Annotated in this window: 29 protein-coding genes; 24 read left to right on the top strand and 5 right to left on the bottom strand. The window is 41.2% G+C overall.

Annotated elements, in window-relative coordinates:
- Nucleotides 1-51: 51 nt before the first annotated feature.
- Nucleotides 52-555, top strand: coding sequence for a ferritin (locus tag MHH63_RS14040; RefSeq protein WP_076129328.1), 504 nt, complete (start codon nt 52-54; stop codon nt 553-555).
- 37 nt (nt 556-592) lie between these two features.
- Here MHH63_RS14040 and MHH63_RS14035 read toward each other — a convergent pair whose 3' ends face one another.
- Nucleotides 593-1,978 (bottom strand): outer membrane protein assembly factor BamB family protein, encoded by a 1,386-nt coding sequence (locus MHH63_RS14035; protein ID WP_341171690.1) that lies wholly within the window; start codon nt 1,976-1,978, stop codon nt 593-595.
- Nucleotides 1,979-2,200: 222 nt separating this feature from the next.
- Here MHH63_RS14035 and MHH63_RS14030 point away from each other — a divergent pair, with 222 nt between their 5' ends.
- The 9 genes from MHH63_RS14030 (at nt 2,201) to MHH63_RS13990 (ending at nt 10,368) form a co-directional block, all read left to right on the top strand.
- A complete protein-coding gene (locus MHH63_RS14030; protein ID WP_076129330.1) occupies nt 2,201-3,070 on the top strand; it encodes a cation diffusion facilitator family transporter in 870 nt (289 codons plus the stop codon).
- Between the two features lie 135 nt (nt 3,071-3,205).
- On the top strand, nt 3,206-3,616 hold the full coding sequence (locus tag MHH63_RS14025; protein ID WP_051491008.1) for a bacteriohemerythrin: 411 nt from the start codon (nt 3,206-3,208) through the stop codon (nt 3,614-3,616).
- Nucleotides 3,617-3,768: 152 nt separating this feature from the next.
- A complete protein-coding gene (locus MHH63_RS14020; protein ID WP_341171689.1) occupies nt 3,769-4,962 on the top strand; it encodes a metallophosphoesterase in 1,194 nt (397 codons plus the stop codon).
- 142 nt (nt 4,963-5,104) lie between these two features.
- Entirely contained in the window at nt 5,105-5,554 is a 450-nt protein-coding gene (locus tag MHH63_RS14015; protein ID WP_340012551.1) for a MarR family winged helix-turn-helix transcriptional regulator, read from the top strand.
- Nucleotides 5,555-5,571: 17 nt separating this feature from the next.
- Nucleotides 5,572-6,378 (top strand): NAD(P)H-binding protein, encoded by an 807-nt coding sequence (locus MHH63_RS14010; protein WP_341171688.1) that lies wholly within the window; start codon nt 5,572-5,574, stop codon nt 6,376-6,378.
- Between the two features lie 71 nt (nt 6,379-6,449).
- Complete coding sequence (locus MHH63_RS14005) at nt 6,450-7,127, top strand: response regulator transcription factor (RefSeq protein ID WP_076129334.1); 678 nt, start codon at nt 6,450-6,452, stop codon at nt 7,125-7,127.
- On the top strand, nt 7,124-8,500 hold the full coding sequence (locus tag MHH63_RS14000; protein ID WP_076194281.1) for a sensor histidine kinase: 1,377 nt from the start codon (nt 7,124-7,126) through the stop codon (nt 8,498-8,500). Before MHH63_RS14005 ends, MHH63_RS14000 begins: the two co-directional genes overlap by 4 nt.
- A 123-nt stretch (nt 8,501-8,623) precedes the next feature.
- Nucleotides 8,624-9,688: an ABC transporter permease gene (locus MHH63_RS13995; RefSeq protein ID WP_340034474.1), complete on the top strand. Its 1,065-nt coding sequence runs from the start codon at nt 8,624-8,626 to the stop codon at nt 9,686-9,688.
- Nucleotides 9,685-10,368, top strand: coding sequence for an ABC transporter ATP-binding protein (locus MHH63_RS13990; protein WP_076129337.1), 684 nt, complete (start codon nt 9,685-9,687; stop codon nt 10,366-10,368). The genes MHH63_RS13995 and MHH63_RS13990 overlap by 4 nt, the downstream gene beginning before the upstream one ends.
- Nucleotides 10,369-10,392: 24 nt before the next feature.
- Here MHH63_RS13990 and MHH63_RS13985 read toward each other — a convergent pair whose 3' ends face one another.
- Genes MHH63_RS13985 through MHH63_RS13970 form a run of 4 tightly spaced genes read right to left on the bottom strand, consistent with a single transcriptional unit; the run spans nt 10,393 to nt 13,537 of the window.
- On the bottom strand, nt 10,393-11,283 hold the full coding sequence (locus tag MHH63_RS13985; RefSeq protein WP_036678189.1) for a LysR family transcriptional regulator: 891 nt from the start codon (nt 11,281-11,283) through the stop codon (nt 10,393-10,395).
- Between the two features lie 22 nt (nt 11,284-11,305).
- The gene (locus MHH63_RS13980; RefSeq protein ID WP_076301993.1) at nt 11,306-12,160 is read right to left on the bottom strand and encodes an SDR family oxidoreductase; all 855 of its coding nucleotides are present in this window, start codon (nt 12,158-12,160) and stop codon (nt 11,306-11,308) included.
- A 34-nt stretch (nt 12,161-12,194) separates the two neighbouring features.
- Nucleotides 12,195-12,671 carry a GNAT family N-acetyltransferase gene (locus MHH63_RS13975; protein ID WP_341171687.1) on the bottom strand — a complete coding sequence of 159 codons (477 nt, stop codon included), beginning with the start codon at nt 12,669-12,671 and terminating at the stop codon, nt 12,195-12,197.
- 29 nt (nt 12,672-12,700) lie between these two features.
- Nucleotides 12,701-13,537 (bottom strand): AraC family transcriptional regulator, encoded by an 837-nt coding sequence (locus tag MHH63_RS13970; protein ID WP_341171686.1) that lies wholly within the window; start codon nt 13,535-13,537, stop codon nt 12,701-12,703.
- Between the two features lie 154 nt (nt 13,538-13,691).
- Here MHH63_RS13970 and MHH63_RS13965 point away from each other — a divergent pair, with 154 nt between their 5' ends.
- The 14 genes from MHH63_RS13965 to MHH63_RS13900 all read left to right on the top strand — a co-directional run bounded on the left by MHH63_RS13965 (nt 13,692) and on the right by MHH63_RS13900 (nt 26,653).
- Nucleotides 13,692-14,855 (top strand): Gfo/Idh/MocA family protein, encoded by a 1,164-nt coding sequence (locus MHH63_RS13965; RefSeq protein ID WP_341171685.1) that lies wholly within the window; start codon nt 13,692-13,694, stop codon nt 14,853-14,855.
- 25 nt (nt 14,856-14,880) lie between these two features.
- Nucleotides 14,881-15,642: a sugar phosphate isomerase/epimerase family protein gene (locus MHH63_RS13960; protein WP_341171684.1), complete on the top strand. Its 762-nt coding sequence runs from the start codon at nt 14,881-14,883 to the stop codon at nt 15,640-15,642.
- A 32-nt stretch (nt 15,643-15,674) separates the two neighbouring features.
- A complete protein-coding gene (locus tag MHH63_RS13955; protein ID WP_312148057.1) occupies nt 15,675-16,763 on the top strand; it encodes a Gfo/Idh/MocA family protein in 1,089 nt (362 codons plus the stop codon).
- Between the two features lie 30 nt (nt 16,764-16,793).
- Nucleotides 16,794-17,795, top strand: coding sequence for a Gfo/Idh/MocA family protein (locus MHH63_RS13950; protein WP_076301996.1), 1,002 nt, complete (start codon nt 16,794-16,796; stop codon nt 17,793-17,795).
- A 236-nt stretch (nt 17,796-18,031) separates the two neighbouring features.
- On the top strand, nt 18,032-19,072 hold the full coding sequence (locus tag MHH63_RS13945) for a hypothetical protein (RefSeq protein WP_341171683.1): 1,041 nt from the start codon (nt 18,032-18,034) through the stop codon (nt 19,070-19,072).
- A gap of 216 nt (nt 19,073-19,288) precedes the next feature.
- Entirely contained in the window at nt 19,289-20,797 is a 1,509-nt protein-coding gene (locus tag MHH63_RS13940; protein ID WP_341171682.1) for a malate:quinone oxidoreductase, read from the top strand.
- A gap of 138 nt (nt 20,798-20,935) precedes the next feature.
- A complete protein-coding gene (locus MHH63_RS13935; RefSeq protein WP_076129346.1) occupies nt 20,936-21,352 on the top strand; it encodes a GntR family transcriptional regulator in 417 nt (138 codons plus the stop codon).
- Nucleotides 21,349-22,035, top strand: a complete 687-nt coding sequence (locus MHH63_RS13930) for an ATP-binding cassette domain-containing protein (protein WP_248548199.1) — start codon at nt 21,349-21,351, stop codon at nt 22,033-22,035. The genes MHH63_RS13935 and MHH63_RS13930 overlap by 4 nt, the downstream gene beginning before the upstream one ends.
- On the top strand, nt 22,032-22,877 hold the full coding sequence (locus MHH63_RS13925) for a hypothetical protein (RefSeq protein WP_248548200.1): 846 nt from the start codon (nt 22,032-22,034) through the stop codon (nt 22,875-22,877). The genes MHH63_RS13930 and MHH63_RS13925 overlap by 4 nt, the downstream gene beginning before the upstream one ends.
- A 24-nt stretch (nt 22,878-22,901) precedes the next feature.
- Nucleotides 22,902-24,116 carry a hypothetical protein gene (locus MHH63_RS13920; protein ID WP_076194266.1) on the top strand — a complete coding sequence of 405 codons (1,215 nt, stop codon included), beginning with the start codon at nt 22,902-22,904 and terminating at the stop codon, nt 24,114-24,116.
- A gap of 208 nt (nt 24,117-24,324) precedes the next feature.
- Nucleotides 24,325-24,807, top strand: coding sequence for a DUF2975 domain-containing protein (locus MHH63_RS13915; RefSeq protein ID WP_038570783.1), 483 nt, complete (start codon nt 24,325-24,327; stop codon nt 24,805-24,807).
- Between the two features lie 10 nt (nt 24,808-24,817).
- Nucleotides 24,818-25,033 (top strand): helix-turn-helix domain-containing protein, encoded by a 216-nt coding sequence (locus MHH63_RS13910; protein WP_076129351.1) that lies wholly within the window; start codon nt 24,818-24,820, stop codon nt 25,031-25,033.
- A 2-nt stretch (nt 25,034-25,035) separates the two neighbouring features.
- Entirely contained in the window at nt 25,036-25,812 is a 777-nt protein-coding gene (locus tag MHH63_RS13905; protein ID WP_076135041.1) for a DUF817 domain-containing protein, read from the top strand.
- 184 nt (nt 25,813-25,996) lie between these two features.
- Nucleotides 25,997-26,653, top strand: a complete 657-nt coding sequence (locus MHH63_RS13900) for a CatB-related O-acetyltransferase (protein WP_340012554.1) — start codon at nt 25,997-25,999, stop codon at nt 26,651-26,653.
- Nucleotides 26,654-26,726: the final 73 nt, after the last annotated feature.

Genomic DNA, 26,726 nt, shown 5'->3' with positions numbered 1-26,726 from the left:
GATAAACTTAAATATTTACATATTAAATTTGAATAATGAGGTGACGGTCCAATGAAAGATGGATTAGTACAAGCACTTAATGAACAGATGAATTTCGAGTTTTATTCCGCTCATGTTTATCTAGCGATGGCTGCTTATTGTTCCGGCGAAAGTCTGGATGGATTTGCAAACTTTTTTCTAATTCAAGCCGAAGAAGAACGGTTCCATGCCATGAAGATTTATAAATTCCTTAACGACCGGGATAACCGTGCTACGCTAGAAGCACTGCCAGAGCCGAAGAACGAATATAACTCGATGTTAGATGCTTTTGAACATGCCTTCGCGCATGAACAGCAGAACACTAAACGGTTCTATCATTTGGCTGACCTTGCTCTGGATGAGCGTGAACATGCGACGATTTATTTCTTGAAATGGTTTATAGACGAGCAAGTAGAAGAAGAAGCACTCTTTAGCAACATCATCAGTAAACTGAAACGAATTGAAAAAGATAGCAACGCCTTCTACATGCTGGATGCCGAGTTTGCTGCACGTACTTTTACAGCTCCGGCTGAATAAGTTATTGAAGCCCAAAAGCCTGAGAAATCAGGCTTTTTTATTTTATAGATGTAGGAAGTTTAATCGCGAGCAGCTTATTATCCGTCCGAATCATCAGCATCCCTCCAGTTTTAAGGGAAGGGGCAAAGTTACGAGAGCCTGTGTTCACAGTGAAAATAGGCTTTAGAGTTAACATGTCATAAGCGTGAAATAGGCCATCAGATTGTCCACTATAAACCACGTTTCCGAACAGATCCGTCTGTACCACTGGATTCTCTCCAATATTGAGGTCGACAAGCTGGCCGGTTCCTAGCTTAAGTGCGGATAAAGTACCTTTATCTTGATTTTGAAATAACATTCTTTGTTGATAAACTTGGTTCAATGGAGAGTCTTTTTCTTTAACCATCGAGGCCCAGGTTTGCACCGGTTTACCCTCTGCAGAATAATTCCAGAAATCATATTTCACAAACTTACTGCCCTGAAAGATGTAAAAGTCCTTTCCATCCAAAAACGCGTTTCCATTCATCTCATTATAACTGTACACACCATCTTTATTCTCGGTATCTGTCCATTTATATAAACGTTCTCCTTTTAATTCACCTGTCTTTATGTTGAACACGGATACTTTGACTTTTCGATTTACCGGGTCATCATCCATCATAAATGTATTCGTGATAGAGTAGAGGAGCCCATCCTTCACTGCTAACGGCATCCACTGCCGGGTCTGGTCCCATAGTTTTTTTCCTGTCAGACTGTCATAAGCGGCGAGTCCAGCAGTTGTTAAGGCCCCTTGAGACAGATAGCTGCGAATAACGACCCCATCTGATTCCATGACCTCTGATAAGCCTGTAAAGTTATTGCTTTTCTCTACAGCCTTCCATTTGATCTTTCCGGTTACGGCGTCAACTGCTGCTAATTGTTCCTCTTGAGTAACATAAATAGTAGATCCTAAACGCTGTATATTTGTAGCTTTGGGGAGTGTTATGGAAGCCGACCATGCTTTTTTACCTGCCTCATTAACGGCATATAGGGAGCCGCTTTGGGTCAGACCGTAGATAAATCCATTGCTGTACGTGAATAGCGGCGCTAATCCACTTCCGAACTCCCATATTTTTTTGCCTGTTGCCGCATTCATTGCGGTTAATTTTTCATTGCGCTGCAACGCAAAGATCTTTCCGTTTTCCGCGAGTGCTGTAATGTCCTGTCCGGTGATTCTGTCTTTTTTTAAAATGGCGAGTTGTGCTGACCAAACAGGTTTTAGGATCGGGGCTGTGACTTCACTGTAATAAGTGTTACTTAGGCTTACAATTGCTTTTTCTGCAGAAATGACTGACTTTGATCCACTGTTTGTTATTGGAATTAAAATACTCCCTATAGCTAAACATGTAACAATTTTCTTCGGCAAAGACTGAATCATCACTCCACGCTCCTTTGAATTAGTCATTACTATAATTAGACAATAAAAATAGCAAAAAGTTACTATTCCAGAAGAATGGAAGCAAAGTTGAACGGGGGCAAACTATGTTGCGTCCTGCAAAACAGTTACGACCTTGCAACTCTATTTGACAGAGGGAACTATTGCGCCCCGTAGCAACACTGTTTCTCTAGACCCACCCGATTCTCAAAGTGTAGTATAGAACAATACTATTCTTTGGGGGTTCTTTTTTTGGAAACTTATAACGACATTAAACAAGGCGAAAAAGGAGCTTGGCTAAGTATCGTTGCTTATATCTTTTTATCAGCTATCAAGCTGTTCATAGGTACGGTCTCAGGATCTCAAGCGTTGCTTGCAGATGGATTGAATAACAGTACAGATATTATTGCTTCTATCGCGGTACTAATTGGCCTGAAGATTTCCAGAAGACCGCCGGATTCGAACCACAGCTACGGGCATTTTAGAGCGGAGACCGTGGCTTCATTAATTGCTTCATTCATTATGATTGCCGTAGGGCTTCAAGTTTTGTACCAAGCTGTGAACAAATTTATTCAACCAGCACTGGAAAGTCCTGATCTCATAGCAGCGTGGACGGCAGTGGGCTGTGCTGTAGTTATGATGGCTGTCTATATGTATAATATTAGGCTGGCCCGTGCCATTAACAGTAACGCAATGCGGGCAGTAGCACTGGATAATCGATCAGATGCTATAGTTAGCGTGGGCGCTTTTATCGGAATTGTGGCTTCCTCCTTGGGCGTTCCTTGGCTTGACCCGCTTACAGCCATCATTGTCGGACTAATCATTTGTAAGACGGCATGGGATATCTTTAGCAAAGCTACGCATGATCTGACGGACGGATTTGATGCGGAAGAGCTTGAACATATGAAAGAAACTGTAGCAGAAATTGATGGTGTACAATCCATAAAAGATATCAAAGCCCGTATCCATGGGAATAACGTATTAGTAGACACAACTGTGCTAGTGGATTCTCAGCTAAGTGTAGTGCAGAGTCATGATATTACGGAAGAAATTGAAGAACAGTTAAAAGACCGGCACCAAGTTTCCAATGTACTTGTACATATCGAACCCGTGATGAAGTAGAGATTTATCAATAGGTGCCATATGTACAGCTAATGGTTGAATATAAGCACCTGTGATGTTGTTAATAGTTCTTTTGTGGAGAAAGGTGGAAAATAAAATTAAAATGTAATTTTCAAGAAACGGAATGGTGATTTCATGATCGCTTGGAAAGATTCATATGATATCGGTGTAGAAAAAATTGACTGCCAGCACAGACAGTTGTTAGCGAAATTGAACGAATTCTTTGAAGCATGCAGTAATCAGCAAGGGAAAGAAAAGATTGAGGAAACACTGAAATTCTTAAAAGAATACACGATTGAACATTTCAGTAATGAAGAGCAGCTGATGGAGGAGATCAACTTCCCTGAACTAGCTGAACATCGTCAGACGCATGCTGATTTCGTGAAGGCAGTTCTCGAATTGGAAGAAACGGTCAAAACAAAGGGAGTATCCGTACTCTCAACCATCAAGCTTAATCGAACGTTAACAGACTGGCTGATAAATCACATCAATAAATGCGATAAGCTGATTGGTCAATGTATGGCCACACGTGATAAAGCGATATAAGATAAACCTCCAAAGAAGATGCCTATGGGCATTTTCTTTTTTTAGTTCCGATGTTTTCCGAACACCGCATTGCAGTTTATACTGGGTTAACGGTTTGTGTTATGATTTGAGATAAGAAGTAGAGAAGTAGTTAGGTAAAGGGGAGAGAAACGATGAAAACATTACGAATGTTAGCTTCAGGATTTGCTATGCTGCTCATTCTGGGTCTTGTTAATTTCTACATTGGCTATCACGGCTGGTTACTTATTCATGAATGGTTTTCTGGTGTTTCGTCAGCAGTATTCTGGACATTATTTATGCTCATCGCTTTTGCGTATGTCATTGGAATGATTCCATGGCCAAAATCGGTTAAACCGATCGCCAGATTCTTTAAAGTGATTGGATCGTATTATTTAGCGTGTATGGAATTTGCAATCATTATGTTACCTTTGGCAGACCTATTATATGTGATACTGGGATGGTCAGGAATCAATCGTACCTATTACATCGCAGAAGCGGGCGGGACAATTCTGATATTACTGGCAGTCTTTCTGGTCTGGGGTTCAATCAACGCCTGGAGTACCGTGATCCGCACACATTCCATTCCTATTGATAAATCTATTGGCACCAGCACGCCATTAACGATCGCGGTTGCTTCAGACCTGCACTTAGGGAATATCGTGGGCAATCGTCATCTCAAAAAAATGGTGGCACAAATGAACGCGATGCAACCCGATGTGATTTTGCTGGCTGGAGATGTCTTGGATGACAGCATTGAACCTTTTATCCGCAATAGTATGAGTGAAGAGATTAAACAGTTAAAAGCTCGTTATGGTGTCTACGCAGTACTGGGCAATCACGAATATTATGGTGGATCAATTAAGGAATATACCGATTTGATGAGTAGTATTGGGATCAAGGTCCTGCAAGATGAGGTTGAAGAAGTCGCAGGAACGTATATTGTAGGCCGAAAAGATAAGACAGCCGAGGCGATGGAAGCCGGTGGCAGACAAAGTGTAAGCTCCTTGCTCGAAGGACTTGATCTTACACGTCCTGTGATTATGATGGATCATCAGCCTACCGGCTTCGACGTAGCCGCTCAAGCTGGGGTAGACGTTCTACTCTCGGGTCATACACACCGAGGACAGATTGCTCCTAATCACTGGATCACTAAACGTCTGTTCGAGCTGGACTGGGGATATCTTCGTAAGGACAATTTGCATGTAGTCGTGTCGTCAGGTTATGGAACATGGGGACCCCCAATTCGTTTAGCAAGCCGGTCGGAGATCATTAAGCTGGAGGTTATGCTGGAGGGTTCTAAAAAATACAGTGAAGAGCCTGTTTCCACAAAAACAGTGTTAATCTAGGGTGAGTTTATATGTAGAGGCTGTTTCATCAGCAGATTTATTCTGCCAGGTGAGGCAGCTTCTTTTTTTGACAACTCATGGGGAGTGTAGTATGTTTGAAATTAGTTAAGGACTTAACTATATTGGAGCTGAATTATAGAAAATGGATCATTTACAACAGTTTGTGCTGAATCAGCCATTGCATACCAAAGCATTTTTTACATTAGTTGAAGCTACTGCAAATTTAGTTTCTGTTTCTGAGAAATATTGGCAGTCGAAAGGATTGAACGGAGCAAGAATTCGTATCTTGGTGGAGATCTCTAAACAGGGAGGTGCGATTCTACCTTCTACATTGGCTCACATTATTGGAGTTACCAAAGCTAATATAAGCATGCTGTTAACACCATTGGAGCGAGATGGATTAATAACCCGTTCGAATGATACCAAGGATGGCAGAAAAAGCGTCATTTCGATTACGACTGAAGGCCAGCAATTACTTCTGGAGCATCTTCCAGAGAATCGTCAGGCTGTCGCAGAGAGAATGAAGAATCTGAATGATCAGGAGCTTCATCAACTTATCTTTTTATTACAAAAACTGAGTACATTGGAATAACAGAAAGGGTGTTATGTATGTCGATTATGGTTACAGGAGCCACAGGTCAATTAGGCAGCTTAATTATGGAGAAGCTTGAGAAGTACGTTCCGGCTAGTCAAGTTATTGCTTGTGTTCGTCAGCCAGAGAAAGCTGTTAATTATTTAGAAAAAGGGTTCGAAGTCCGTTTTGGCGATTATGACCAGTTAGATACGCTGATTGAAGCTTTTACTGGGGTCACAACGTTACTTTTAATCTCCAGCTCTCATACCGATGATAAGATCAGATTACATCAGCATGCTCAGGTCATTCATGCAGCAAAAAAGGCCAATGTGAAGCATCTGCTTTATACTGGATTTGCCTTTCCACCCAAAGGTCCGATTCCTTCTTATCATGTCCATTTACTTACTGAGCAGATGATTCTTGAATCAGGGATAGATTATACGTTTCTACGTAACGCTTTGTACATAGATTTTGTGGGTGTGCTTGGGTTGAAGGAAGCGATGGAAAGCGGCGAGCTACCCACTTATCCAGGGAACTGGCAGTTTAATTCAGTCACTCGTGAGGACCTCGCTTTAGCTACGGCAAAGGTTCTTACAACGAATGGACATATGAACCAAGTCTACGAACTAGCTGCACCAAACGTTTGGGACTTCAACGAATTAGTTGATGTATTATCAGAGTTATCAGGGGAAAAAATTACGTTTCGCCAGGATTCAAGTATTCAGCATTGGATTTATTCGTTTTTAGCGAAGATAGATACTGCTTCTACATCAAAAGATCTGGAGAGACTGATGGAGCGGCCGGTTACCACACTTAGAGAGAGTATCAAGCCTTTTGTTTGATCTGACTTTAGTTGTTCTATCGTTATAAAGTTGTTACTATGAGTTCATCCATTATTCAGGGAGTGTAAATGATGAAGAAGATTTTAGTAGCAGATGACGATGTGAATATTCGAACATTATTAAAACATGTACTAACAAGGGAAGGATATCAGGTGATGGAGGCCAGTGATGGCCGAGATGCGATACATAAATTGCAGGACAGTATTGCGGATTTAGCGGTCGTAGATGTAATGATGCCACATGTAGATGGGTTAGAGCTATGTCAGCATATTAGAGAAACGTATGATATTCCGATCATTTTATTGACAGCACGCCAGCAGCTGAGTGATAAAGAGCAAGGTTATTTGCGGGGGACGGATGATTATCTAACGAAACCTTTTGAGCCTGAAGAGTTGCTATTTCGGATCAAAGCGTTATTTCGCCGCTATTCCATTGCTTCAGATGATCGGATTCGATTAAATTCTCTAGTTATTGACCGCAAAAATTATGAAATAACCGATGGTGATGAGGTTTTGCTGCTACCGGTAAAAGAGTTTGAGCTTCTGGCTCAATTGGCACAATATCCAGGCAGGTTATATACACGTAGTGAGTTAATTGAACTGGTATGGGGCATGGATTATGAAGGGGATGAGCGAACAGTCGATGTACATATCAAACGTTTGCGTCAGCGCTTCGTAGATTATCAGGAAGATTTTGTGATCCGAACCGTTCGAGGCATTGGCTATAAATTGGAGATGGTTAACGTATGAGATCCTTGTATGTCCGGATGTGTATTGTCTTCTGTTCAGTAATTGTGGTGAGTAGCCTTCTTGGATTTTTGGTGTCTAATATTTATTATCAAGCCCAGATTAAATCTCAGAACGATGCCAAACTTACCGGAATGGCTATCGAGGTTCAACAATTCGCAGAATCACATCCGGAGACAATGGAGGATTATTTGCGGAGTATAGCCAAGCTGGGTTATAAAATCTATTTAACAGATGCTGAAGGGGAATCAAGATTCTACGGTAAGCCCTTTAGAAAAGAAGATTTGGATGAGCAGCAACTAGAGAAGGTTCTGAATGGGCAAATTTATCATGGGGTTGCGGATTTCCCGGACAGTGCATTTATTACCGGATTTTTTGATAATCAACTGCGTAATTCAATTGGTGTTCCTGTAAAAGTAAACAATGAGACGTATGCTTTGTTTATGCGTCCGGATGCTGAAGTACAATTCGGTGAGCTGCGCGTCTTTTTTGCTGTGATCATTGGGTTCACCGTGTTGTTTAGCTTAGGCTTTGTAATGATTAGCGTACTGCATGTAGTTAGACCTATTACACGTTTGACGACGGCCACTAAACGGATCTCAAAAGGCAGATACGATATCAAATTGAATACGTGGCGGCGTGATGAGATTGGTCAGTTAGCTTCCCATTTTATGATTATGAGCCGGGAGCTGGAACGAACAAATCGGGCACGTCAGGAATTTGTCGCTAATGTATCACATGAAATTGAGTCGCCATTAACATCTATTCAGGGATTTGCCCAAGCGTTACAAGATTCAACCTTACCTGAGGATGAACGGTTACAGTATCTCAATATCATTGACCAAGAAAGCCATCGTCTTTCATTGCTAAGCAAACAGCTGCTTACCTTGTCTTCGCTTGATTATGATCCTAATTCCATACAGAAAAAGTCGACAGACTTACGTGCACAACTAAGACAGGTCGTACAAATCATGGAATGGAGATTAACAGAGAAACAACTGGCCGTGCGTTTGAATCTTGCAGACATCAGCGTTCTAGGTGATCCAAATCTATTGTTCCAGGTATGGATGAACCTGCTCTCCAACGCCATAAAATACACACCTGCTGAAGGTTCCATTATGATTTCCGCGAAGCTTGTGGAACAGAACTGTATTGTTTCTGTGTCTGATACGGGTGAAGGCATTTCAGCCGAGGAGTTGCCGTTAATCTTTGATCGTTTCTATAAAGTAGATCGAGCACGAACGCATGAAACCCATAGCAGCGGACTTGGACTTGCGATTTCTCAAAAAATCGTAGAAGCGCATAACGGAACCATTGAAGTAACCAGTACTTTGGGTGAAGGGACTACCTTTACAGTTACACTTCCGCTTTTGTAATTCATTATTCATACTCCGTTCATTTTCATCTTCTAAACTGTGACTATACAGATTAGAAGGAGTGGTAATATGTTTTTAGCCTTAAGGGAAATGCGACATTCTAAAGCCAGATACCTATTAATTATGGTTATCATGTTATTGGTTTCCTTTCTTGTACTTTTCGTCACGGGACTAGCCAGAGGATTAGCTTATGCAAATATCTCTGCAGTAGAGAACATGCCGGCGAATTATTTTGTAGTGCAAGGGGATGCGGATCAGACCTTTAGACGTTCTCAGTTAACAGATGCGGAGCTCCAGAATGTACGTGCAGTAGTTGGAGACAATAATGCATCTTCACTTGCAATGCAGATGAGCACTGTCACTGCTAACGAGGCAGACGTAAAAGCAGATATTACTTTTTTTGCAGTAGATATGAATGGGTTATTAGCTCCTAAAGTAGTTGAAGGTGACAAGATTACAAACGAGACAAACGGTAAAGTCCTTGTTGATCGTGACCTGGAACAGTCAGGAATCAAACTTGGCAGTATCATTCGTGATCAGGCAACCGGGATGGAATTTACTGTCGCAGGTTTTGTTGAGGATAGCTCTTACAGCCATACCCCAGTAGTTTATATCAACAATCAGGATTGGCAAGCTATGAAGCAGGGGGTTAACCAAGGAGAAGAAACCTCTTCGTCGGTACCGTTTAATGTGATTGCCCTTAATGCGAATGCTGATCAAGTAAATAAGATTTCAACGAATGTAAAAGATGTAGAGGTCATTACTCAAAAAGTAGCTATATCCAATGTTCCGGGCTACTCGGCAGAGCAGGGTTCACTGCTAATGATGATTGTTTTCCTGTTTGTGATCGCAGCGTTTGTTCTGGCGGTATTCTTCTATGTCATTACGATTCAGAAAACTAGCCAGTTTGGTATTCTGAAGGCGATGGGTACTAAAATGTCTTACTTGGCTTGGAGCGTGGTAGGGCAGGTCATGATTTTAGCTATATCAAGTCTTTGCATTAGCTTACTGCTTACCTTTGGGATGAATAAGGTCCTGCCTGATTCGATGCCATTCCAACTGGAGCCTTCCACCATTCTTTTAACCAGCTGTTTATTCGTTGGGATGTCTCTTTTAGGATCACTAATTTCTGTCGCTAAAGTGGCAAAAGTAGATGCATTAGAAGCTATTGGGAGGGCTGGAGCATGAGTGCAAAACTAATCATGAAGCAAGTAACCAAAAACTACGGTGATGGCGATACAACGGTGTCTGTGCTGAACAATTTGAATCTGATCGTTAATGAAGGGGAATTCGTTGCTGTCCTTGGACCTTCGGGAACAGGGAAAAGTACATTCCTTTCAGCGGCTGGTGCACTTCTAACACCTACTAGTGGTGAAATTTTTATAGATGGGGAATCACTTACAGATAAAAGTAAAAGTGAGCTGACGGAGCTCCGTTTAGAGAAGATAGGTTTTATGTTCCAAAGCGCTCAGTTGTTGCCTTATTTGAAGGTGGAGGAGCAACTCCTTTTTGTAGCCAAGCAGGCGAAAATGAGTGCTAAGGAAGCGAAGGAACGGGCTGCTGATTTGATGAAGCGGCTGGATATCTGGAAACGGCGTAATCATTATCCGGAACAGCTCTCCGGTGGGGAGAAGCAGCGTGTAGCTATCGCTAGAGCATGGATGAATAAACCAGCGATTCTTTTTGCAGATGAACCGACAGCCAGTCTGGACTTCAAACGCGGAAGAGAAGTTGTACGCATGATCGCTGATGAGGTGAAGAGTGAAGGTAAAGCAGCGGTAATGGTCACTCATGATGAACGGATGCTCGAATGGTGTGACCGCGTTCTGCATCTGGAAGACGGGCATTTGGTTGAACATCAAGTATAATTTCATAGTGTGGAAGAAAAAAAGCTACTTGTCTTTTCTAAAGACAAGTAGCTTTTTTATAAAGACATCGGTAGCTAAGGAAGAAGAACATTCTTGATGTCGGATGATTGAGAATTGCCTTTCCAGATGATGTTGTCTGATTGGCAGCTCTTTGATCTCACCGCTTTCTAGTTCCTTCCGTACAATCCATCTGGAGAGCATGGCGATTCCGAGGCCAGAGGCTACAGCTTCTTTAACACCTTGAGAGCTGTTGAAGACATAGGATCTTTTAACAGATATATCTTCCTCCTGTAGGAAATGATCACTGAAAGCTCGTGTACCCGAGCCGTGTTCGCGAAGCACCCAAACCTGATCCTGCAACATACTCTGCTCCACAGAAATCGCTTTTGACAGAGGGTGGGTAGCAGGAGCGACCATAATCATCTCGTCTTTCATATAAGGAGTGACATTCAGATCATTCTCATGGACCTCACCTTCAATAAACCCTATGTCCAGTTCGTTGGATTTAACGCCTCCAATAATCTCCTCAGTATTGCCTATCGTCACTTGCAGCTTGACCTGCGGATATTGATTGGCAAAATCAGCAAGTCTTGCCGGCAAAATATATTCACCTATAGTAAAACTAGCGCCGATATGTATACTCCCAGTGACTTCGTCCTGAAGCATATGGATTTCCTGGCTTGCTTCATCGAAATGAGCCAATATTTGTTTGGCGTGTTTATAAAGAATACTGCCGGCTTCTGTTAATCTAACCTGTTTAGAAGAACGATGCAGGAGTTTAGCACCGAGCTCATTCTCAAGATTCCGGATATGCAGACTGACACCGGGTTGAGATAAATTCAGCGCTTCTCCTGCTTTGGAAAAATGACTCAGTTCAGCTACAGTAACGAATACGCGTAATGGATCTACAATCATTGTAATCCCTCATTAGATTAGTCTATACTCCCGAATAAGCCAAGAATCCACCGTCAACGGGGACGGTAACTCCGGTCACAAAGCTTGACATTGCTTCATCTGCTAACCAGAGTAGTGTGCCAAGCAGATCCTCCGGCTGTCCAAAGCGGCGCATTGGAGTATGAGAGATGATTTTTTGGGAACGGTCTGTAAGTTCGCCATCTTCACGAACCAACAGCTTCTCATTTTGTTTAGTAAGGAAAAAGCCAGGGGCAATGGCATTCACACGTATACCAGACTCAGCGAAATGAACGGAGAGCCACTGGGTGAGATTATTAATTCCTGCTTTGGCAGCGCTGTAGGCAGGTACTTTGGTCATTGGAGAAGGTGCACTCATGGATGAAATATTAATAACAGATGTGCCCGTTCTGCCGAGCATCTGCTTGCCAAAAACTTGGGTTGGGATCAATGTTCCAATCAGATTAAGGTCCATCACATTGCGAAATCCATCTACACTAAGGTCAAAAAAAGTAAATATGTCCGGGTTCTCCAGATCATCATTTTTGAAAATCTCTTGGGTCGTATTTGCTGAGGAATCATTTCCGCCAGCACCGTTAATTAATAGATCGCAAGGACCCCAGTGATTCTTAACAGCTTCTGCGGCTTTCATAACACTCTGTTGATCTGTAACATCACAGGAGAGTGAAATCGCTTGACCGCCTGCGGCTGTAATTTCAGCGGCAACCAAATCTCCCTTAGCTGCGGTGCGATTTAGAATCGCGACTTTAGCTCCTTGCCGACCTAACTCTAGCGCCATAACCCGGCATAATACACCGGCTCCTCCGGTAATCACAGCGATTTTTCCTTCTAATGCTGGATGCAAAGTTAACTCTATCATAACCATTGAACCTCCCTAAAAGTCCTGAGTGTGATTAAAGTTCCTTATCAAGTAGATGCTGTGATTTTTTTTGCGAAAATCCTATATGATTATAGAACTGTACAGCATCTTCTCTGGTTTGATTGGTACGTACTCTAATTTTGCTAAACCCTGTTTGGATTGCCCATCGTTCACAGGTTTCTACAAGCTGTCTGCCAATTCCTTCTCCGCGGCAAGTCTGATCAACAACAAGACCTCCGATTTCAACAAATGAAGGAGATTCAAGTAAGATTCGAACGGTCGCATGTATCCATCCTACCAATTGGTGATCTGATTCAGCTACATATACAGTATGATCTTTGTGTGTTCCGATTTCTTGTAGTCTTTCTCCTAATTGTTCGATATTCAAAGGATATCCAAGCTGGCTTGAGAGTCTTGCTATCTCTTGAATGTCGCTTATAGATGCTGTTCTGATAAGAATATCGTTCACCACCTCAAAATTGTAGGTTAGAGCCTTTTTATTATAGTTCATCACATAGATTAAGACATTCCCTAATAAATTTACTTAGTGCTGTTACGATAGGCAGAAGGGGAGATTCCTATTGTCTTTTTGAAATATTTAGAGAAATGGGCTAATTCCATACTGACTTGCTCCGCGATATCTGAAATGCTGAAATTGCTATAAGAAAGCTGTCTTTTAGCATGCTCCATTCTTTTCAATTGTACATAATGCATGGGGGGAACCCCTATAAATTTCTTGAAGTAGGGGATGAAATAGTTCGGATGTAAGTGGACAATTTCTGCTAACTCTTCTATTTCTATGGGTTTATCCAGCCGCTCATCAATATATTGAAGAACATAGGCGAGCTTTCCTTGATCCCCCGTATGTATAAATTCTTGCATAAAGTCTGTTTTGATATTCTCGTTCGATTCAAGACAAGTAGCAATTAGATTGAGGACGTTCGCCTGAGTACGCAGAATGGACAATACATCATCTTTTTGAAACTGTTCGATCATTTCTGTGAAAATAACCCGTACGGAATCTGGGTTGGGCGCATCACAGATAAACAGTTTGTTTGCCGAATGGAATAAGGGCCACTCCCCAATATCAGCATCAAAATGGCAGAAATAGCGTGTATAGGGATCATTCGTTGACGTTTCTGTAGTTTGAGTGCTTCCTGCGGGCATGATCATTAGCTGACCTGCTCTCGGATAATAAGTAACACCGTTAATGATAACTTTTCCCTCACCGCGGTCAATAAAATACAGCCGATTAAAGGTTGGAGTTTCTAGCGTACGATTCCACCCGCTATAGCCGCTTCTAAGTTGGGCATGGGTCACTTTTACGGTAAGATTCTGGAGGAATCTGCCGGTAAGGTTACCTGGATTATTCATCATCTAGCTCCTCTATGACTTGATTATCCTTATTATAACGAATTTATTTAACTAAATCATCTTATTATTATGCAAATAATGCTTAGTTTCGCTCATGTTCATGTCTATTAATTAAGTATATTCTCATAACATAACCTCAAATAGGGAAGTGATCTGATTGAATAAAGTACGGTATGGCATTATTGGAATTGGGAATATGGGGAGTGCACATGCACAAAGTCTGTTGAATCATATTAAAGATGCTGAGCTTACAGCTGTATGTGATGTAAGGGAAGAACGTTTGAAATGGGCAGAAGAGCATTTACCGGAAAGTGTACAGAAATTTGCAACACCCCAAGAGTTATATGAGTCTCATCTCATAGATGCAGTATTAATCTGTACTCCACATTATGATCATCCAATTTTAGCTATCGAAGCTTTTCAATATGGATATCATGTATTGGTAGAGAAACCGGCTGGGGTTTATACCAAAGCTGTTAAGCAGATGAACGAAGCTGCAGCAAAGTCTGATCGTAAATTCGGAATCATGTATAACCAGCGGACGAATCCTTTGTATCAAAAGCTTAGAGATCTCATACAGTCTGGTGAACTAGGCGAAATCCGCCGCACAAATTGGATTATCACCAACTGGTACAGATCACAAAGTTACTATAACTCCGGTGGTTGGCGGGCTACATGGGCAGGCGAAGGTGGTGGGGTGCTGCTGAATCAAGATCCTCATCAACTAGATTTATGGCAGTGGACGACAGGTATGATGCCTAAGCGGATCAGAGCATTTTGTCATTTTGGTAAATACCGCAATATTGAGGTTGAAGACGATGTAACCGCTTATGTGGAATATGAAAATGGTGCGACAGGGCTTTTTATCACCACAACAGGTGAAGCACCGGGAACTAACCGTTTCGAAATTACTGGTGATCATGGAAAAATCGTAGTGGAAGACGGGAAATTAACCTTTTGGCGTCTACGCACGCCGGAGCCGCAATTCAATGCAGAGTTTACGGGAGGATTCGGCAGTCCAGAATGTTGGAAATGTGAGATTCCTGTAGAAGAGGGTGGCGGGGAACAGCATAAAGGAATTTTGCGGAACTTTACGAATGCCATTCTACACGATGAGAAATTGTTAGCTCCGGGTGAGGAAGGCATTCACGGTCTAACGCTATCTAATGGGATGTATTTATCGGCTTGGACCGACGATTGGGTGGAGTTACCGATTGATGAAGATTTATTTTATGAGAAGCTCATGGAAAAGGTGGAGAATTCTAACTTCAACAAAGAAACCACAGCCGCCCAAACCTTTGATGTTAAGGGAACTCATTAAATTTTAATCAGAGAGGAAAGATCCTATGAATCGTTCAACAATTGCTGCTCAAATGTACACATTACGTGATTTTACTAAAACTGCGGAGGATTTAAGATCCACTTTTCAAAAGGTTTCTGCTATGGGTTATGAAGCTATTCAGATTTCAGGCATCGGGCCAATCGATCCGAAGCTCGTAAAAGAGTATGCAGATGAAGCAGGACTGGCAATATGTGCAACCCATGTGTCTTGGGATCGGCTAGTGAACGATTTAGATGCTTTAGCCGCTGAACATAAGCTGTGGAACTGCAAAAATATTGGACTAGGAAGTTTACCGGAAAAATTCCGTACGGGGCAAGAAGGTTACCGTGAATTCGCCAAGCTGATGTCGGGCATTGCAGTTACACTAAAAGAACAACATGATCTGCAATTTGTTTATCATAATCACGATTTTGAATTTGAACGGTTTGATGGATTGACTGGCATGGAAATTCTGCTCAATGAGTCTGATCCTGCCGTTGGTTTTGAGCTGGATTTATATTGGGTTCAAGCGGGCGGAGGGAGTCCAGCCGAATGGATACGCAAAGTTGCAGGTCGAATGCAGGTTGTGCATTTAAAAGATATGGCGATTGTTAATAGAAAACAGATCTTTGCTGAAATCGGTGAAGGGAATATGAACTATAAAGAAATTATCAATGTCTGTCGCGAAACGGGTGTTGAATGGTTCGTAGTGGAGCAGGATGTTTGCCGTCGTGATCCTTTTGAAAGCTTGGAGATCAGTCTGCGGTATCTTCTTGATACCTTATAGAATGGAGTAATACTAATAGAAGGAGGGTTTCTATGAATCGAAAAAATGGGATGACCTATGCACCAACGTATGAATCCAAACCCGTAGTGAAGCCGGGGGAATTCATCATTGCCGCTATTGCCCTAGATCACGGTCATATTTACGGGATGTGTAACGGACTGGTTGAGGCAGGGGCAGAGCTGAAATGGGTATATGATCCGGACGAGGAAAAGGTCAGAAGTTTTATTAGTAAATATCCCGGTGTCAAAGCTGCCGGATCAATGGAAGAAGTTCTGGAAGATCCCGAAGTACAATTAATTGCAGCGGCCGCAATTCCATCTGAACGAGGACCTTTAGGCAATAGAGTAATGGCTCACGGTAAGGACTATTTTACGGATAAAGCCCCCTTTACGACCCTGGAACAGCTTGAAACCGCTAGAGCAATGGCAGCTGCAACCAATAAGAAATATATGGTCTACTATAGTGAACGCCTTCACGTTGAAAGCGCTATCTATGCGGGGCAGCTGATTCAACAAGGCGCTATTGGCCGTGTCCTGCAAGTCATTGGATTAGGGCCACATCGTCTAAATGCTCCTAACCGGCCGGAATGGTTTTTCCAAAGGGAGAAATATGGTGGGATTCTATGTGACATAGGCAGTCATCAAATAGAACAATTTTTGTATTATGCAGATTGTCAGGATGCTTCGGTTATTCATAGTAAAGTGGCCAATTACAATCATCCGACTTATCCCGAATTAGAGGATTTTGGTGATGCTACTCTTGTAGGGGACAATGGGGCAACACAATATTTTCGCGTGGATTGGTTTACCCCTGATGGGCTGGGCACTTGGGGAGACGGGCGCACGATGATTATGGGGACTGAAGGATACATTGAACTGCGTAAATATACTGATATAAGTCGTTCAAATACACCGGATCATGTGTACTGGGTCAATGGGGAAGGGGAACATTATGAGCATGTAGCAGGGAAGGTTGGTTTTCCTTTCTTTGGTGAGCTAATCCTTGACTGTCTGAATCGGACAGAGCTGGCGATGACACAGACCCATGTGTTCAAAGCTGCCGAGCTATGTCTGAAGGCTCAAGAGCAAGCGATCAATCTAACCCCAGCAATACTCAGATAACGATGGAATGATGAACGGAGGGTAATATAGATGAAAGAACTTGGAGCAGCCATTATTGGATGCGGAGCCATTTTCCCTCTTCATGCAAAAACATTAACAGGCATCGATGGTGTGAGACTACTTGCGGTTGCAGATATTGATGCTGACAAAGCATTGCAGACATCTAATGAATATGACTGCCAAGCCACTAATAATTATAGAGAAATTTTGAAGGATGACCGTATTCATGTTGTACATCTCTGTACGCCTCATTATTTACATGCAGAAATGGCTACGGAGTTGTTACAAGCAGGAAAACATGTCCTTACCGAAAAGCCTATGGCGACAGATCTTCCTTCAGCCAGACGAATACTTGAAGCCGCACAGCAAAGCACAGGTCAGCTTGGTGTGGTGTTTCAGAACCGTTATAATGATGCCTCCATGTATATTAAGCAGGTGATTGACTCAGGAATATATGGGAAGCTGCTCTGTATGAAAGGAATCGTAACCTGGCACCGTAGCGAAAGTTATTATAGCGATAGTAACTGGAGAGGACGCTGGTCTACGGAAGGTGGAGGTCTGCTAATTAACCAAACCATTCACACACTGGATTTACTTCAGTGGTTTGGTGGAGAGGTGGCATCGGTGAAAGGGAGTATTACCACGGATGTGCTAAATGGGGTCATAGAGGTAGAAGATACCGCCCATGCCTGCATCGATTTCACTAGTAATGTCAGAGGGCTTTTTTATGGTACAAATACCTATCTGGAGAATTCTCCAGTGGAGCTGGAGCTAGTTTTTGAAAAGGGTACTATCAACCTCCGCAGAGATCATTTGTATCTTTGGAAGGATGGAAAGGAAACCTTGCTGTGCGAGCCTAGTTTCAGTGCCACGGAAGGTAAATCCTATTGGGGCACCGGGCATAAGAGACTGATTGAGGACTTCTATGAACATGTCGCCAGGGGTCAAAAGTTTTGGTTGGATGGTGCTGAAGGGATAAAAGCGCTGGAGTTGGTGGCGGGGATTTATAGTTCATCGCAGAAGGCTGAATAAATGATAATTAAGCTGTATCAAAAGTAGAGTAATCTACGAATGATACAGCTTATTGTATTTTAATGTAAAACACTTGTACTCAATCCTCCTAAATCAACGAAACTCTAAATAACCTGTAACCTTCCTTGGTAGCTTGTCCATGGGGTTGATTTATGTAATTATGTTCTTGGGTAAGTAATTCGTAGATTTACAATAAATATACACTGATGATTAACGGCAAGTAGGAGGGATTAGAAATGAGTGTTACATGGAAAAGAAGGATTCTGATCAATGATCCTATTTCACTAGATCCAGTTCAGATTCAGCAAGACTTGTACAGCGGCAACCAAGTTATTGTCCAGTTCTCTGATCCATCGACCTATGGTTCGATTCTGGATGAAGTAAATGAGCTTTGCGCGCGTTTTGATGAAAATTTTGGAGTGCGTTTTTATGGCCACTATTCTGTATCCTTTGATTGTGAGACACTCCTGCAGATTCCAAATGTTAAAATGCTGCTGCTGAATTGTCTTCACCAGGCACATAACACGAACGTATTGGCTAAGCTGAATAACCTGTATAGTCTGAGCTTGGGGATATATGAGCTTGAAAATCCGGAAATTCTGAGTATAGATACGTTACGGTCTCTAAGTATTTTAAATATTAGCTCGGAGAAAAAGATGCTTAATCTGGAATACCTAAAAGAATTCTCTCGTTTAGAACAGTTGCATGTTATAGGTAAGGTTAAAAACCTTGATGCTATTGGAGATCTGGAGGATCTTACCTATCTCGCGCTGCACTCCATCAGCAACAAACCCTTACATTTTATTAATCGGCTAAAGAAATTGAAAGACCTACGTATTTTACTTGGAGGCAGAGAACATATTCAGGACATCGAAGAAAATGAAATCGAGAGCCTGGAAATTTGTAGAGTCCGTGGCTTTCATGACCTGAGTAATATTTCGGTTTTTCGTGCGTTAAAAAAGCTTGTGATTGAAGATCAAATCCAGTTACGTGAGATTAACTTTGATCAGCAGATGAAAGCACTGGAAGAGCTAACCGTTATGAATTGCAAAACATTGGCTCATTTGACGGGAATGGAGCAATTACCTTTTCTGCACAAGCTTCGTATTTTCAAAACGGCGATCGATTTTGATTCATTTATAGAACAAGAGCTTCCAATCGGCTTAACCACAATAGAGTTTGCAACTTTTAAAAGAAAAGTAGATCAGGAAATTCAAAAAACAATAGTGGGGTTGGGCTATCAAAACGGAATTGTCTACAATGAGAACAGGGCATGATGCAGCCTTTTTTTGTTCCATAAATCTTGAGGACTTATTTCTATCTTTTTTACAAGCTTTTAAATATTTTATTTTTTTCATATAATAGTAGATATTAAATTTATAAATAATTGTAATACACCATGATAAGGTTATAATTGATACAGAAAAGGTGTGACGCCTAAGAAGGAGCGCCCACATCCTTTCTGCAAAATTCAGGGGATAAGGATGGTAATAATGGGCAAAAGTTCAACTGATACAGACGTCATTTTAATTGGTGCCGGAATCATGAGTGCGACTTTAGGAACACTTTTGAAGGAATTAGTACCGGAATGGAAAATTAAAGTATTTGAAAAGCTTGAAAAAGCAGGGGAAGAAAGCTCTAATGAATGGAATAATGCAGGAACCGGGCATGCGGCGCTCTGTGAGCTTAATTATACTGTTGAAAAGCCAGACGGATCTATAGATATTAGCAAAGCTATTCAGATTAATGAACAGTTTCAGCTTTCGATGCAGTTTTGGTCTTATCTTGTAAATCGCAAGCTGATACATACTCCCCAGGACTTTATTATGCCGTTACCTCATATGAGTTTGGTGCAAGGGGAGAAGGATATAGCTTTTTTAAAGAAAAGATTTGAAGCGCTCTCAAAAAACCCATTATTCCAAGGGATGGAATTTTCTGCTGACTCTAAAAAACTGATGGAATGGATTCCGCTTATTATACAAAATCGTCCTGCGAACGAATCCATTGCGGCTACAAAAATTGACTCTGGAACGGATGTTAACTTTGGTGCTTTAACGCGTATCTTATTTGAGCATTTAAAGAGTAAAAACGTCGATCTTCACTACAAACATAGTGTCAATAGTATGAAGCGCAACAGTGCTGGCTTATGGGATCTAAAAATCAGAAATGCCAGCGGTAACATTGAACAACATACAGCGAAATTTGTGTTCATTGGTGGCGGGGGAGGAAGTCTGCACTTACTGCAGAAATCCGGTATTCCTGAAGGAAAACATATCGGTGGATTCCCAGTAAGTGGTATTTTTATGGTGTGTAATAATCCGGAAGTTATTGCGCAGCATCATGCCAAAGTATACGGCAAAGCTAAAGTTGGAGCCCCTCCAATGTCCGTACCGCACTTAGACACAAGATTTATCGACAATAAAAAATCACTGCTATTTGGACCATTTGCCGGCTTCTCACCTAAATTTTTAAAAACGGGCTCAATGTTTGATTTAATAACTTCTGTGAAACCGGATAACCTCATAACAATGCTGTCGGCAGGTGCTAAAAACATGTCATTAACAAAATACCTGATCGAACAAGTGCTGTTATCGAAAGAAAAACGTCTGGAAGAACTGAAAGAGTTTATCCCCAATGCCAAAATTGAAGATTGGGATCTTGTTGTAGCTGGTCAGCGTGTGCAAGTTATCAAAGATACAGAAGCTGGCAAAGGCACACTTCAATTTGGTACGGAGGTTATTAGTGCCGCTGATGGTTCGGTCGCAGCATTGTTAGGGGCTTCCCCTGGAGCTTCTACGGCTGTTCACGTGATGCTTGAAGTGCTTAACAAATGTTTCCCTCAATATATAAAAGAATGGGAACCCAAAATAAAAGAAATGATTCCTTCTTATGGCTTGTCACTAATGGATAATCCCGTGCTTCTGCAGAAAATTCACACTACAACAGCAGATACACTGGGTTTAGGTGGAAAAGAACATGTTTTTAATCAAAAGGTGTTTTAGTAATAAAGGAGCTGCCGAGAGGCAGTTTTTTTTTTGCTCAAATCTGAACTATTGACACAAAAGTGTATTACACGTATAGTACATAAATGAGATGTATGAACCACTTAGTACACACACTTAGTATATGGAGTTGGTTGTATGACAGAAGAACAGAAATCAGGCGTCAGCTTTAATATTCGTGAGCCGGTATATATTCAAGTTGTGCGTCATTTCAAGGAACAGATCGCCACAGGGCAAATCGGAGCGGGAGACAAAATTCCTTCACGGCGTGAACTGGCATCAGTAATGAAGATTAATGCGAACACGGCGCAGAAGGCATATAAGGAAATGGAGGAACAGGGTTTGATCGTAACAGAAGGGAATTCCCCGAGCCGAATTACACAGGATCAGCAAATACTAAACTCGATTCGAGCTGAATTAATCGAAAGTGCAGTGGATATATTCATCAGCTCCATTCAGAATATTCAAATTCCAGTTGAAGAACTGGTAGAGATCATAAAGACAAAATATACATCCGAGCGCAAGTTATCTCCAGAGGGTGGTGACACAAGATGATCCAAGTGAATCAGATGGTAAAGAATTATGGATTCAAGAAGGTACTAAATGGCGTTAGCTTCACTGCTGCCAAGGGAGAGATTACCTGCCTGATCGGAATCAATGGTGCCGGGAAGTCAACAGTGCTGAAGTCCATCATGGGACTGACACCATTCAAAGGGGAAGTTTTAATCGATAATGTATCACTAACACCTGCGATGTATGAGAAAATCACTTTCATTCCAGATTCGTTAACGATGCCCTCTAATATGCGAATTGCTGATTGCTTGAGCTTTATGGCTGACTTTTATCGGAATTGGAACGCTGAACGTGCAAAGGAAATGCTTAAGTTCTTCCGACTGAGCTCTTCAGATCGCGTATCCTCATTGTCGAAAGGGATGGCTGCGAAGGTGAATTTGTTGCTGGGACTTGCCTTGGATTGTGATTACATCCTAATGGACGAGCCGTTCTCGGGAATTGATATGTTCAGCCGCGAGCAAATTACTGATGTGTTCACGAGTGAATTGATCGAGGATCGTGGTGTGATTATTACAACTCATGAAATTAACGATATTGAGCATTTAATTGATAAAGCGGTCTTGCTACAGCACGGGAAGGTAGAACGTGAATTCTACTGTGAAGAAGTTCGCGAGCAGGAAGGTAAGTCCATTACGGACGTAATGAGAGAGGTGTACTTGAAATGAGAGCTTTTGTGAAGCTATTGAATTTTGAAATGAACCGATTTGCCAAAATATATATTGGACTCATGGTGCTGACAGTTGCCTTGCAGCTTGCAGCAGTCACCATCGGTGCTAATCATTGGCTGGATTCTGCGAATGAGGCAATGAGAGTGAATCAATGGACGCTTGAGCAATATCACAATGTGACTGGATATATTCAGCTAAACAGTATGATGTATGCTCGCTATAATGGACTTCTATATTTCGGACCCATATTTTTGAGCATAACAGTGTTGCTAATATATAGCTGCTTCATCTGGTACCGTGACTGGAGAGGTAAAAATACGATAGTATATCGCCTGCTCACCTTGCCATCCAATCGGGCGAATTTGTATTTTGCCAAGCTGGTTACGATCTTGCTATTCGCATTTGGACTTGTTGCCCTGCAAATTGTGCTTGTGCCACTGGAGCGTTTGATAGCACAGTCGATTCTTCCTGCTGAACTATATCGGAACATCTCGGTATTTGATTATTTGAAGTATCCTACTGTGCTTAAAGTTCTGGTTCCGCCCTACTTTTCTGAGTTTGTTCTATATTATGGACTGGGCATTACGGGCTTGATCGTCTTGTTCACAGCGATTCTAATGGAGCGGAGCTACAGACTGAAAGGGATCGGCTTTATCATATTATACTTAGCGGTTCTGGCCGGATTAGCCTCAATACCCTATCTTATGGGTTATAGCAGATATGATAGCTACTTCTATCCCGGAGAGATCATAGGTGCTTGTCTCGGATTAATAGTGATTATTGCTGGAGGTTCGCTTTGGTACAGCTTATATCTATTGCGTAAGAAAATATCGGTATAATTGAAGGGGTATGGAGGTTAAGGAATGAGAAAATATATGGTTACCGCCGTTCTTGTAGTGTTCTCGGTTGTTACAATCGGGACGTATTATGTACAGGCCTCACAAGAGACACTACCTAATTATAAGCTGACGATGGTTCAAGGGGATGCTTCCCTCGTTGAAGGTATAGCCTTATACGGAAATTATCTGACTAAGGATAGTGTTTTTGGCATCAAACGAGCTAATATCACTACAAATGGTACAGATTATCCAGATGAAAAGTTAACGATCAGCCAAAGCTTAAACCGAAGACCAGTGAACACACAATTGGATAAATGGAGGGATCAGCATCGTCAGTTCATGCGTGGGAAGAAGAACTTAGCTGGGTTCTATGAAAATCAGGATATGCTTGCTTACGTGAATTGGACCGTAGATAAGCAGCAATCAAATGATCCATCAGCGAAGAAAAATGCTAGACTCAGTATTTCTGTGCTTAATAAGCAAAAGGATAATACGCAGGAAATCAGATCCGATATCAATGTGGATCATGATATTTCAGATATCTATGTACAAAATGTACAGCTTGTTGATCAAGAGCTTGTTGCAATGGTGTTTTTGAATCACGGCGCCAAAGGTTATGTAACTGAACCGCAGATTATCCGTGTTAATCTAACAACAAAGGAGATTACGAATGAGCCGCTCGTATTACCAGGAGCTAAATCTGAAGCAGCAAATGGGGATAATCAATTCGTTAGGTTAGCCAATCAAAATCTGGATCACTCGGATCAATGGATTTTAACGGTTAGTAAAGATAATCATAAAAAGGCATATCAAGTAGATGTTGCAACAGGACAAATCTCGCCGCTCGCGTTCCAAGGGCATGAAATGTTATTGAATAATATTATGAATGCGTATGGACAGAAAATTTATTTCCTGCAAAAAGCTGTATCGGGTAAGGAGAATATAGGATTTACTGTTATTTCTTACGATCTCGTGAGTAAAGAATATGAGACTACTCTGAAGAATACAAATATAGATTTAAGTGAAAACATTACCTATGATTTTAAACAAGACTATCTCTATATTGTGGGTTATAAGAATATGGATAATAAGTACTTCAAAGGTAATCGTCTATATGTATTCAATTTGACAAGCGGTAACCTTGAATACGAAGGAAAAGCAGTATCTACAGAGGCTGCAAATCAGGCTGAAGATGAAGCTAACATGGATTTGAATTTTATCGATCTTGGTCAGTATTAGAATTACTTGTAGAATAGAAAAATAGAGATAAAGAGATATGAAAAGGTGAAATAAGCCGAGCTAGTGACTTCAAAAGTCAATTAGCTCGGCTTTTTAGTCGAAAGTTATAAAACAACCAATAATAACTGTATATCGATTAAAATATATTGTAAAACGATAAATAATATGATAAATTCAATTCACAATAAATCTGTGAGGTGTGTTTATTATGGAAAGAGGATCAACACTTTTTTTAAGGGCAGCGGTTATTCTTATTGGTATCCCGGTGCTTGCCTTGTGCATATTTGTGGTGCCGGAAATAGCGAGTTTCGCAGCAGAACTGTATCCGGATTATAGTTTATTGAAATATCTCATTGCCATTGATTTGTATGCCTCGGCGATACCTTTTTACTTTGCACTGTATCAAGCTTTTAAACTGTTAGGCTATATTGACAAGAACAATGCTTTCTCGGAAATGTCTGTACAGGTTTTAAAGAAAATAAAATATTGTGCAATCATCATCAGTTGCTTGTATGTAGTTGGTATGCCACTCTTTTACCTCATGGCGGAGAAAGATGATGCCCCAGGGATTATAGTCATCGGCTTGATTATCATTTTTGCCTCCATGGTGATTGCCGTTTTTGCTGCAGTTCTACAAAAGCTTTTAAAAGAAGCTATTGATATAAAATCAGAAAATGACTTAACTGTCTGAGGTGAAAACAATGGCGATTATAATTAATATCGACGTGATGCTGGCCAAAAGAAAAATGAGTGTTACTGAGCTTTCGGAGAGAGTTGGAATAACAATGGCTAATCTTTCTATATTGAAAAATGGAAAAGCAAAAGCGGTGCGATTATCAACGTTAGAGGCAATTTGTAAGGCTTTGGAATGTCAGCCTGGAGATCTATTAGAATACAAAAATGATGAGGAAACATAAGAATGAAGTCAATAACACAATTGCTGCATTTCGGATATCATCAGGCGATGAGTTGCATATTTCCAGTTGCGATTTTTGGGACTTTAGCTCTTTCTAACATAATAGAAATGCCTTTTCTTTACCGTTATGATGCCATTCTTCTAATACTGCTTACAGTGCAGTACCTCATGTACCGTACTGGATTAGAGACGCTGGATGAAATAAAAGTAATCTGTGTGTTCCACGTTATTGGTTTATTGCTGGAAATCTATAAAGTAAAGATGGGTTCATGGGCATACCCTGAGCCAGGGTTTACGAAGGTGTTTGGTGTACCCCTCTATAGTGGATTTATGTATGCAAGTGTCGCAAGCTTTATGTGCCAGATATGGCGAAGATTGAAAATGGATATGACCGGTTGGCCGGGGCTTGCTTCAGCGGGATTGTTGGGAGGAGCCATCTATTTAAATTTTTTCACACATCATTTCATTCCTGATTTTCGTTGGTGGCTGACAGCGCTTGTGGTTGTTGTCTTCTGGAAAACATGGATCATTTATAGGGTACGGACGGTTACCTATCGAATGCCCTTGACACTGGCCTTTTTTATTGTAGGATTTTTTATCTGGTTAGCTGAAAATATCGCTACATTTTTTAATGCATGGAAATATCCTGATCAATATCAAACGTGGCAACTGGTTAGTTTCAGTAAGATCAGTTCGTGGTTCCTTCTAGTGATCATTAGCGTCATTATAGTTGCCCAGCTTAAACATGTTAAGGCTAGCCGTAATCCGATAAATTCATAATTGAGCTGAGTTGGGACAATACGGTTGATTTGACGAATAAATCATTCGTTTGTTACAATGACGGCATCAATTAGGAAAAGGATGAGGACGATGGTTCGTCGTTTGAAAAGGTTTAAGAATGTCGCTACTGCATCAAGCTTCTAAGTATAAATGAATTACATTACTTAGAAGCGAGGGAAAGAAAATGAAACAACATCAGTTCAGCCACTGGTCTGAAATTAAGTATTTAAAGGATATTGTCACCAACCCAATGATTGAGGTAGGAGAGTACTCTTACTACTCTGGTTATTACGATAATCTTGATTTTGAAGATGGGTGTGTCAGATACATTTGGGGTGATGAACAATCAAGAAAGTTGTTTAATCCCAGTGAAGATTATGGTTGGCATTTAGATAAATTGATTATAGGAAATTATGTTTGTATTGCTAGTGGTGTAATTATTCTCATGGGTGGGAATCACAATCATCATCCTGAATGGATTACCGTGTATCCTTTTGTAGACCAGATTGCAAACTCTTACGAATCCAAAGGGGATACAATCATTGCTAGTGATGCCTGGATTGGGATGAATGCAATGATTATGCCCGGTGTGAAAATAGGCGAAGGTGCTATTGTTGCGGCAGGATCAGTTGTTGTAAAGGATGTCCCACCGTATACGATAGTAGGCGGCAATCCTGCTAAAGTGATCAAGCAACGGTTTACAGATCAAGAAATCGAAAAGTTAAAGGAAATGCGCTGGTTCGATTGGAAACGTGAGAAAATTGAACAAGCCACGTCTATCTTTTCCAGTTCATCTGTTGATCAATTATATGACTTTTACCTTAAAGAAATAAAAAAATAACAAAATCAGAACAGGCTGCCGGTATATTCGGCAGCCTGTTCTTTTATCTGACAGGTTCGTTTAACAATAATTG

Source organism: Paenibacillus sp. FSL H3-0310 (assembly GCF_038002785.1).
Lineage (GTDB): Bacteria > Bacillota > Bacilli > Paenibacillales > Paenibacillaceae > Paenibacillus_AQ > Paenibacillus_AQ odorifer.
This window is presented reverse-complemented; position numbering and strand designations above follow the sequence as displayed.

Bases quoted from the DNA above. Each gene is read 5' to 3' on its own strand.
- MHH63_RS14040 (WP_076129328.1), top strand. From the start codon at position 52: ATGAAAGATGGATTAGTACAAGCACTTAATGAACAGATGAATTTCGAG.
- MHH63_RS14035 (WP_341171690.1), bottom strand. From the start codon at position 1,978: ATGACTAATTCAAAGGAGCGTGGAGTGATGATTCAGTCTTTGCCGAAG.
- MHH63_RS14025 (WP_051491008.1), top strand. From the start codon at position 3,206: ATGATCGCTTGGAAAGATTCATATGATATCGGTGTAGAAAAAATTGAC.
- MHH63_RS14020 (WP_341171689.1), top strand. From the start codon at position 3,769: ATGAAAACATTACGAATGTTAGCTTCAGGATTTGCTATGCTGCTCATT.
- MHH63_RS14015 (WP_340012551.1), top strand. From the start codon at position 5,105: ATGGATCATTTACAACAGTTTGTGCTGAATCAGCCATTGCATACCAAA.
- MHH63_RS14010 (WP_341171688.1), top strand. From the start codon at position 5,572: ATGTCGATTATGGTTACAGGAGCCACAGGTCAATTAGGCAGCTTAATT.
- MHH63_RS14005 (WP_076129334.1), top strand. From the start codon at position 6,450: ATGAAGAAGATTTTAGTAGCAGATGACGATGTGAATATTCGAACATTA.
- MHH63_RS14000 (WP_076194281.1), top strand. From the start codon at position 7,124: ATGAGATCCTTGTATGTCCGGATGTGTATTGTCTTCTGTTCAGTAATT.
- MHH63_RS13995 (WP_340034474.1), top strand. From the start codon at position 8,624: ATGGTTATCATGTTATTGGTTTCCTTTCTTGTACTTTTCGTCACGGGA.
- MHH63_RS13990 (WP_076129337.1), top strand. From the start codon at position 9,685: ATGAGTGCAAAACTAATCATGAAGCAAGTAACCAAAAACTACGGTGAT.
- MHH63_RS13985 (WP_036678189.1), bottom strand. From the start codon at position 11,283: ATGATTGTAGATCCATTACGCGTATTCGTTACTGTAGCTGAACTGAGT.
- MHH63_RS13980 (WP_076301993.1), bottom strand. From the start codon at position 12,160: ATGATAGAGTTAACTTTGCATCCAGCATTAGAAGGAAAAATCGCTGTG.
- MHH63_RS13975 (WP_341171687.1), bottom strand. From the start codon at position 12,671: ATGAACTATAATAAAAAGGCTCTAACCTACAATTTTGAGGTGGTGAAC.
- MHH63_RS13970 (WP_341171686.1), bottom strand. From the start codon at position 13,537: ATGATGAATAATCCAGGTAACCTTACCGGCAGATTCCTCCAGAATCTT.
- MHH63_RS13960 (WP_341171684.1), top strand. From the start codon at position 14,881: ATGAATCGTTCAACAATTGCTGCTCAAATGTACACATTACGTGATTTT.
- MHH63_RS13955 (WP_312148057.1), top strand. From the start codon at position 15,675: ATGAATCGAAAAAATGGGATGACCTATGCACCAACGTATGAATCCAAA.
- MHH63_RS13950 (WP_076301996.1), top strand. From the start codon at position 16,794: ATGAAAGAACTTGGAGCAGCCATTATTGGATGCGGAGCCATTTTCCCT.
- MHH63_RS13945 (WP_341171683.1), top strand. From the start codon at position 18,032: ATGAGTGTTACATGGAAAAGAAGGATTCTGATCAATGATCCTATTTCA.
- MHH63_RS13940 (WP_341171682.1), top strand. From the start codon at position 19,289: ATGGGCAAAAGTTCAACTGATACAGACGTCATTTTAATTGGTGCCGGA.
- MHH63_RS13935 (WP_076129346.1), top strand. From the start codon at position 20,936: ATGACAGAAGAACAGAAATCAGGCGTCAGCTTTAATATTCGTGAGCCG.
- MHH63_RS13930 (WP_248548199.1), top strand. From the start codon at position 21,349: ATGATCCAAGTGAATCAGATGGTAAAGAATTATGGATTCAAGAAGGTA.
- MHH63_RS13925 (WP_248548200.1), top strand. From the start codon at position 22,032: ATGAGAGCTTTTGTGAAGCTATTGAATTTTGAAATGAACCGATTTGCC.
- MHH63_RS13920 (WP_076194266.1), top strand. From the start codon at position 22,902: ATGAGAAAATATATGGTTACCGCCGTTCTTGTAGTGTTCTCGGTTGTT.
- MHH63_RS13915 (WP_038570783.1), top strand. From the start codon at position 24,325: ATGGAAAGAGGATCAACACTTTTTTTAAGGGCAGCGGTTATTCTTATT.
- MHH63_RS13910 (WP_076129351.1), top strand. From the start codon at position 24,818: ATGGCGATTATAATTAATATCGACGTGATGCTGGCCAAAAGAAAAATG.
- MHH63_RS13905 (WP_076135041.1), top strand. From the start codon at position 25,036: ATGAAGTCAATAACACAATTGCTGCATTTCGGATATCATCAGGCGATG.
- MHH63_RS13900 (WP_340012554.1), top strand. From the start codon at position 25,997: ATGAAACAACATCAGTTCAGCCACTGGTCTGAAATTAAGTATTTAAAG.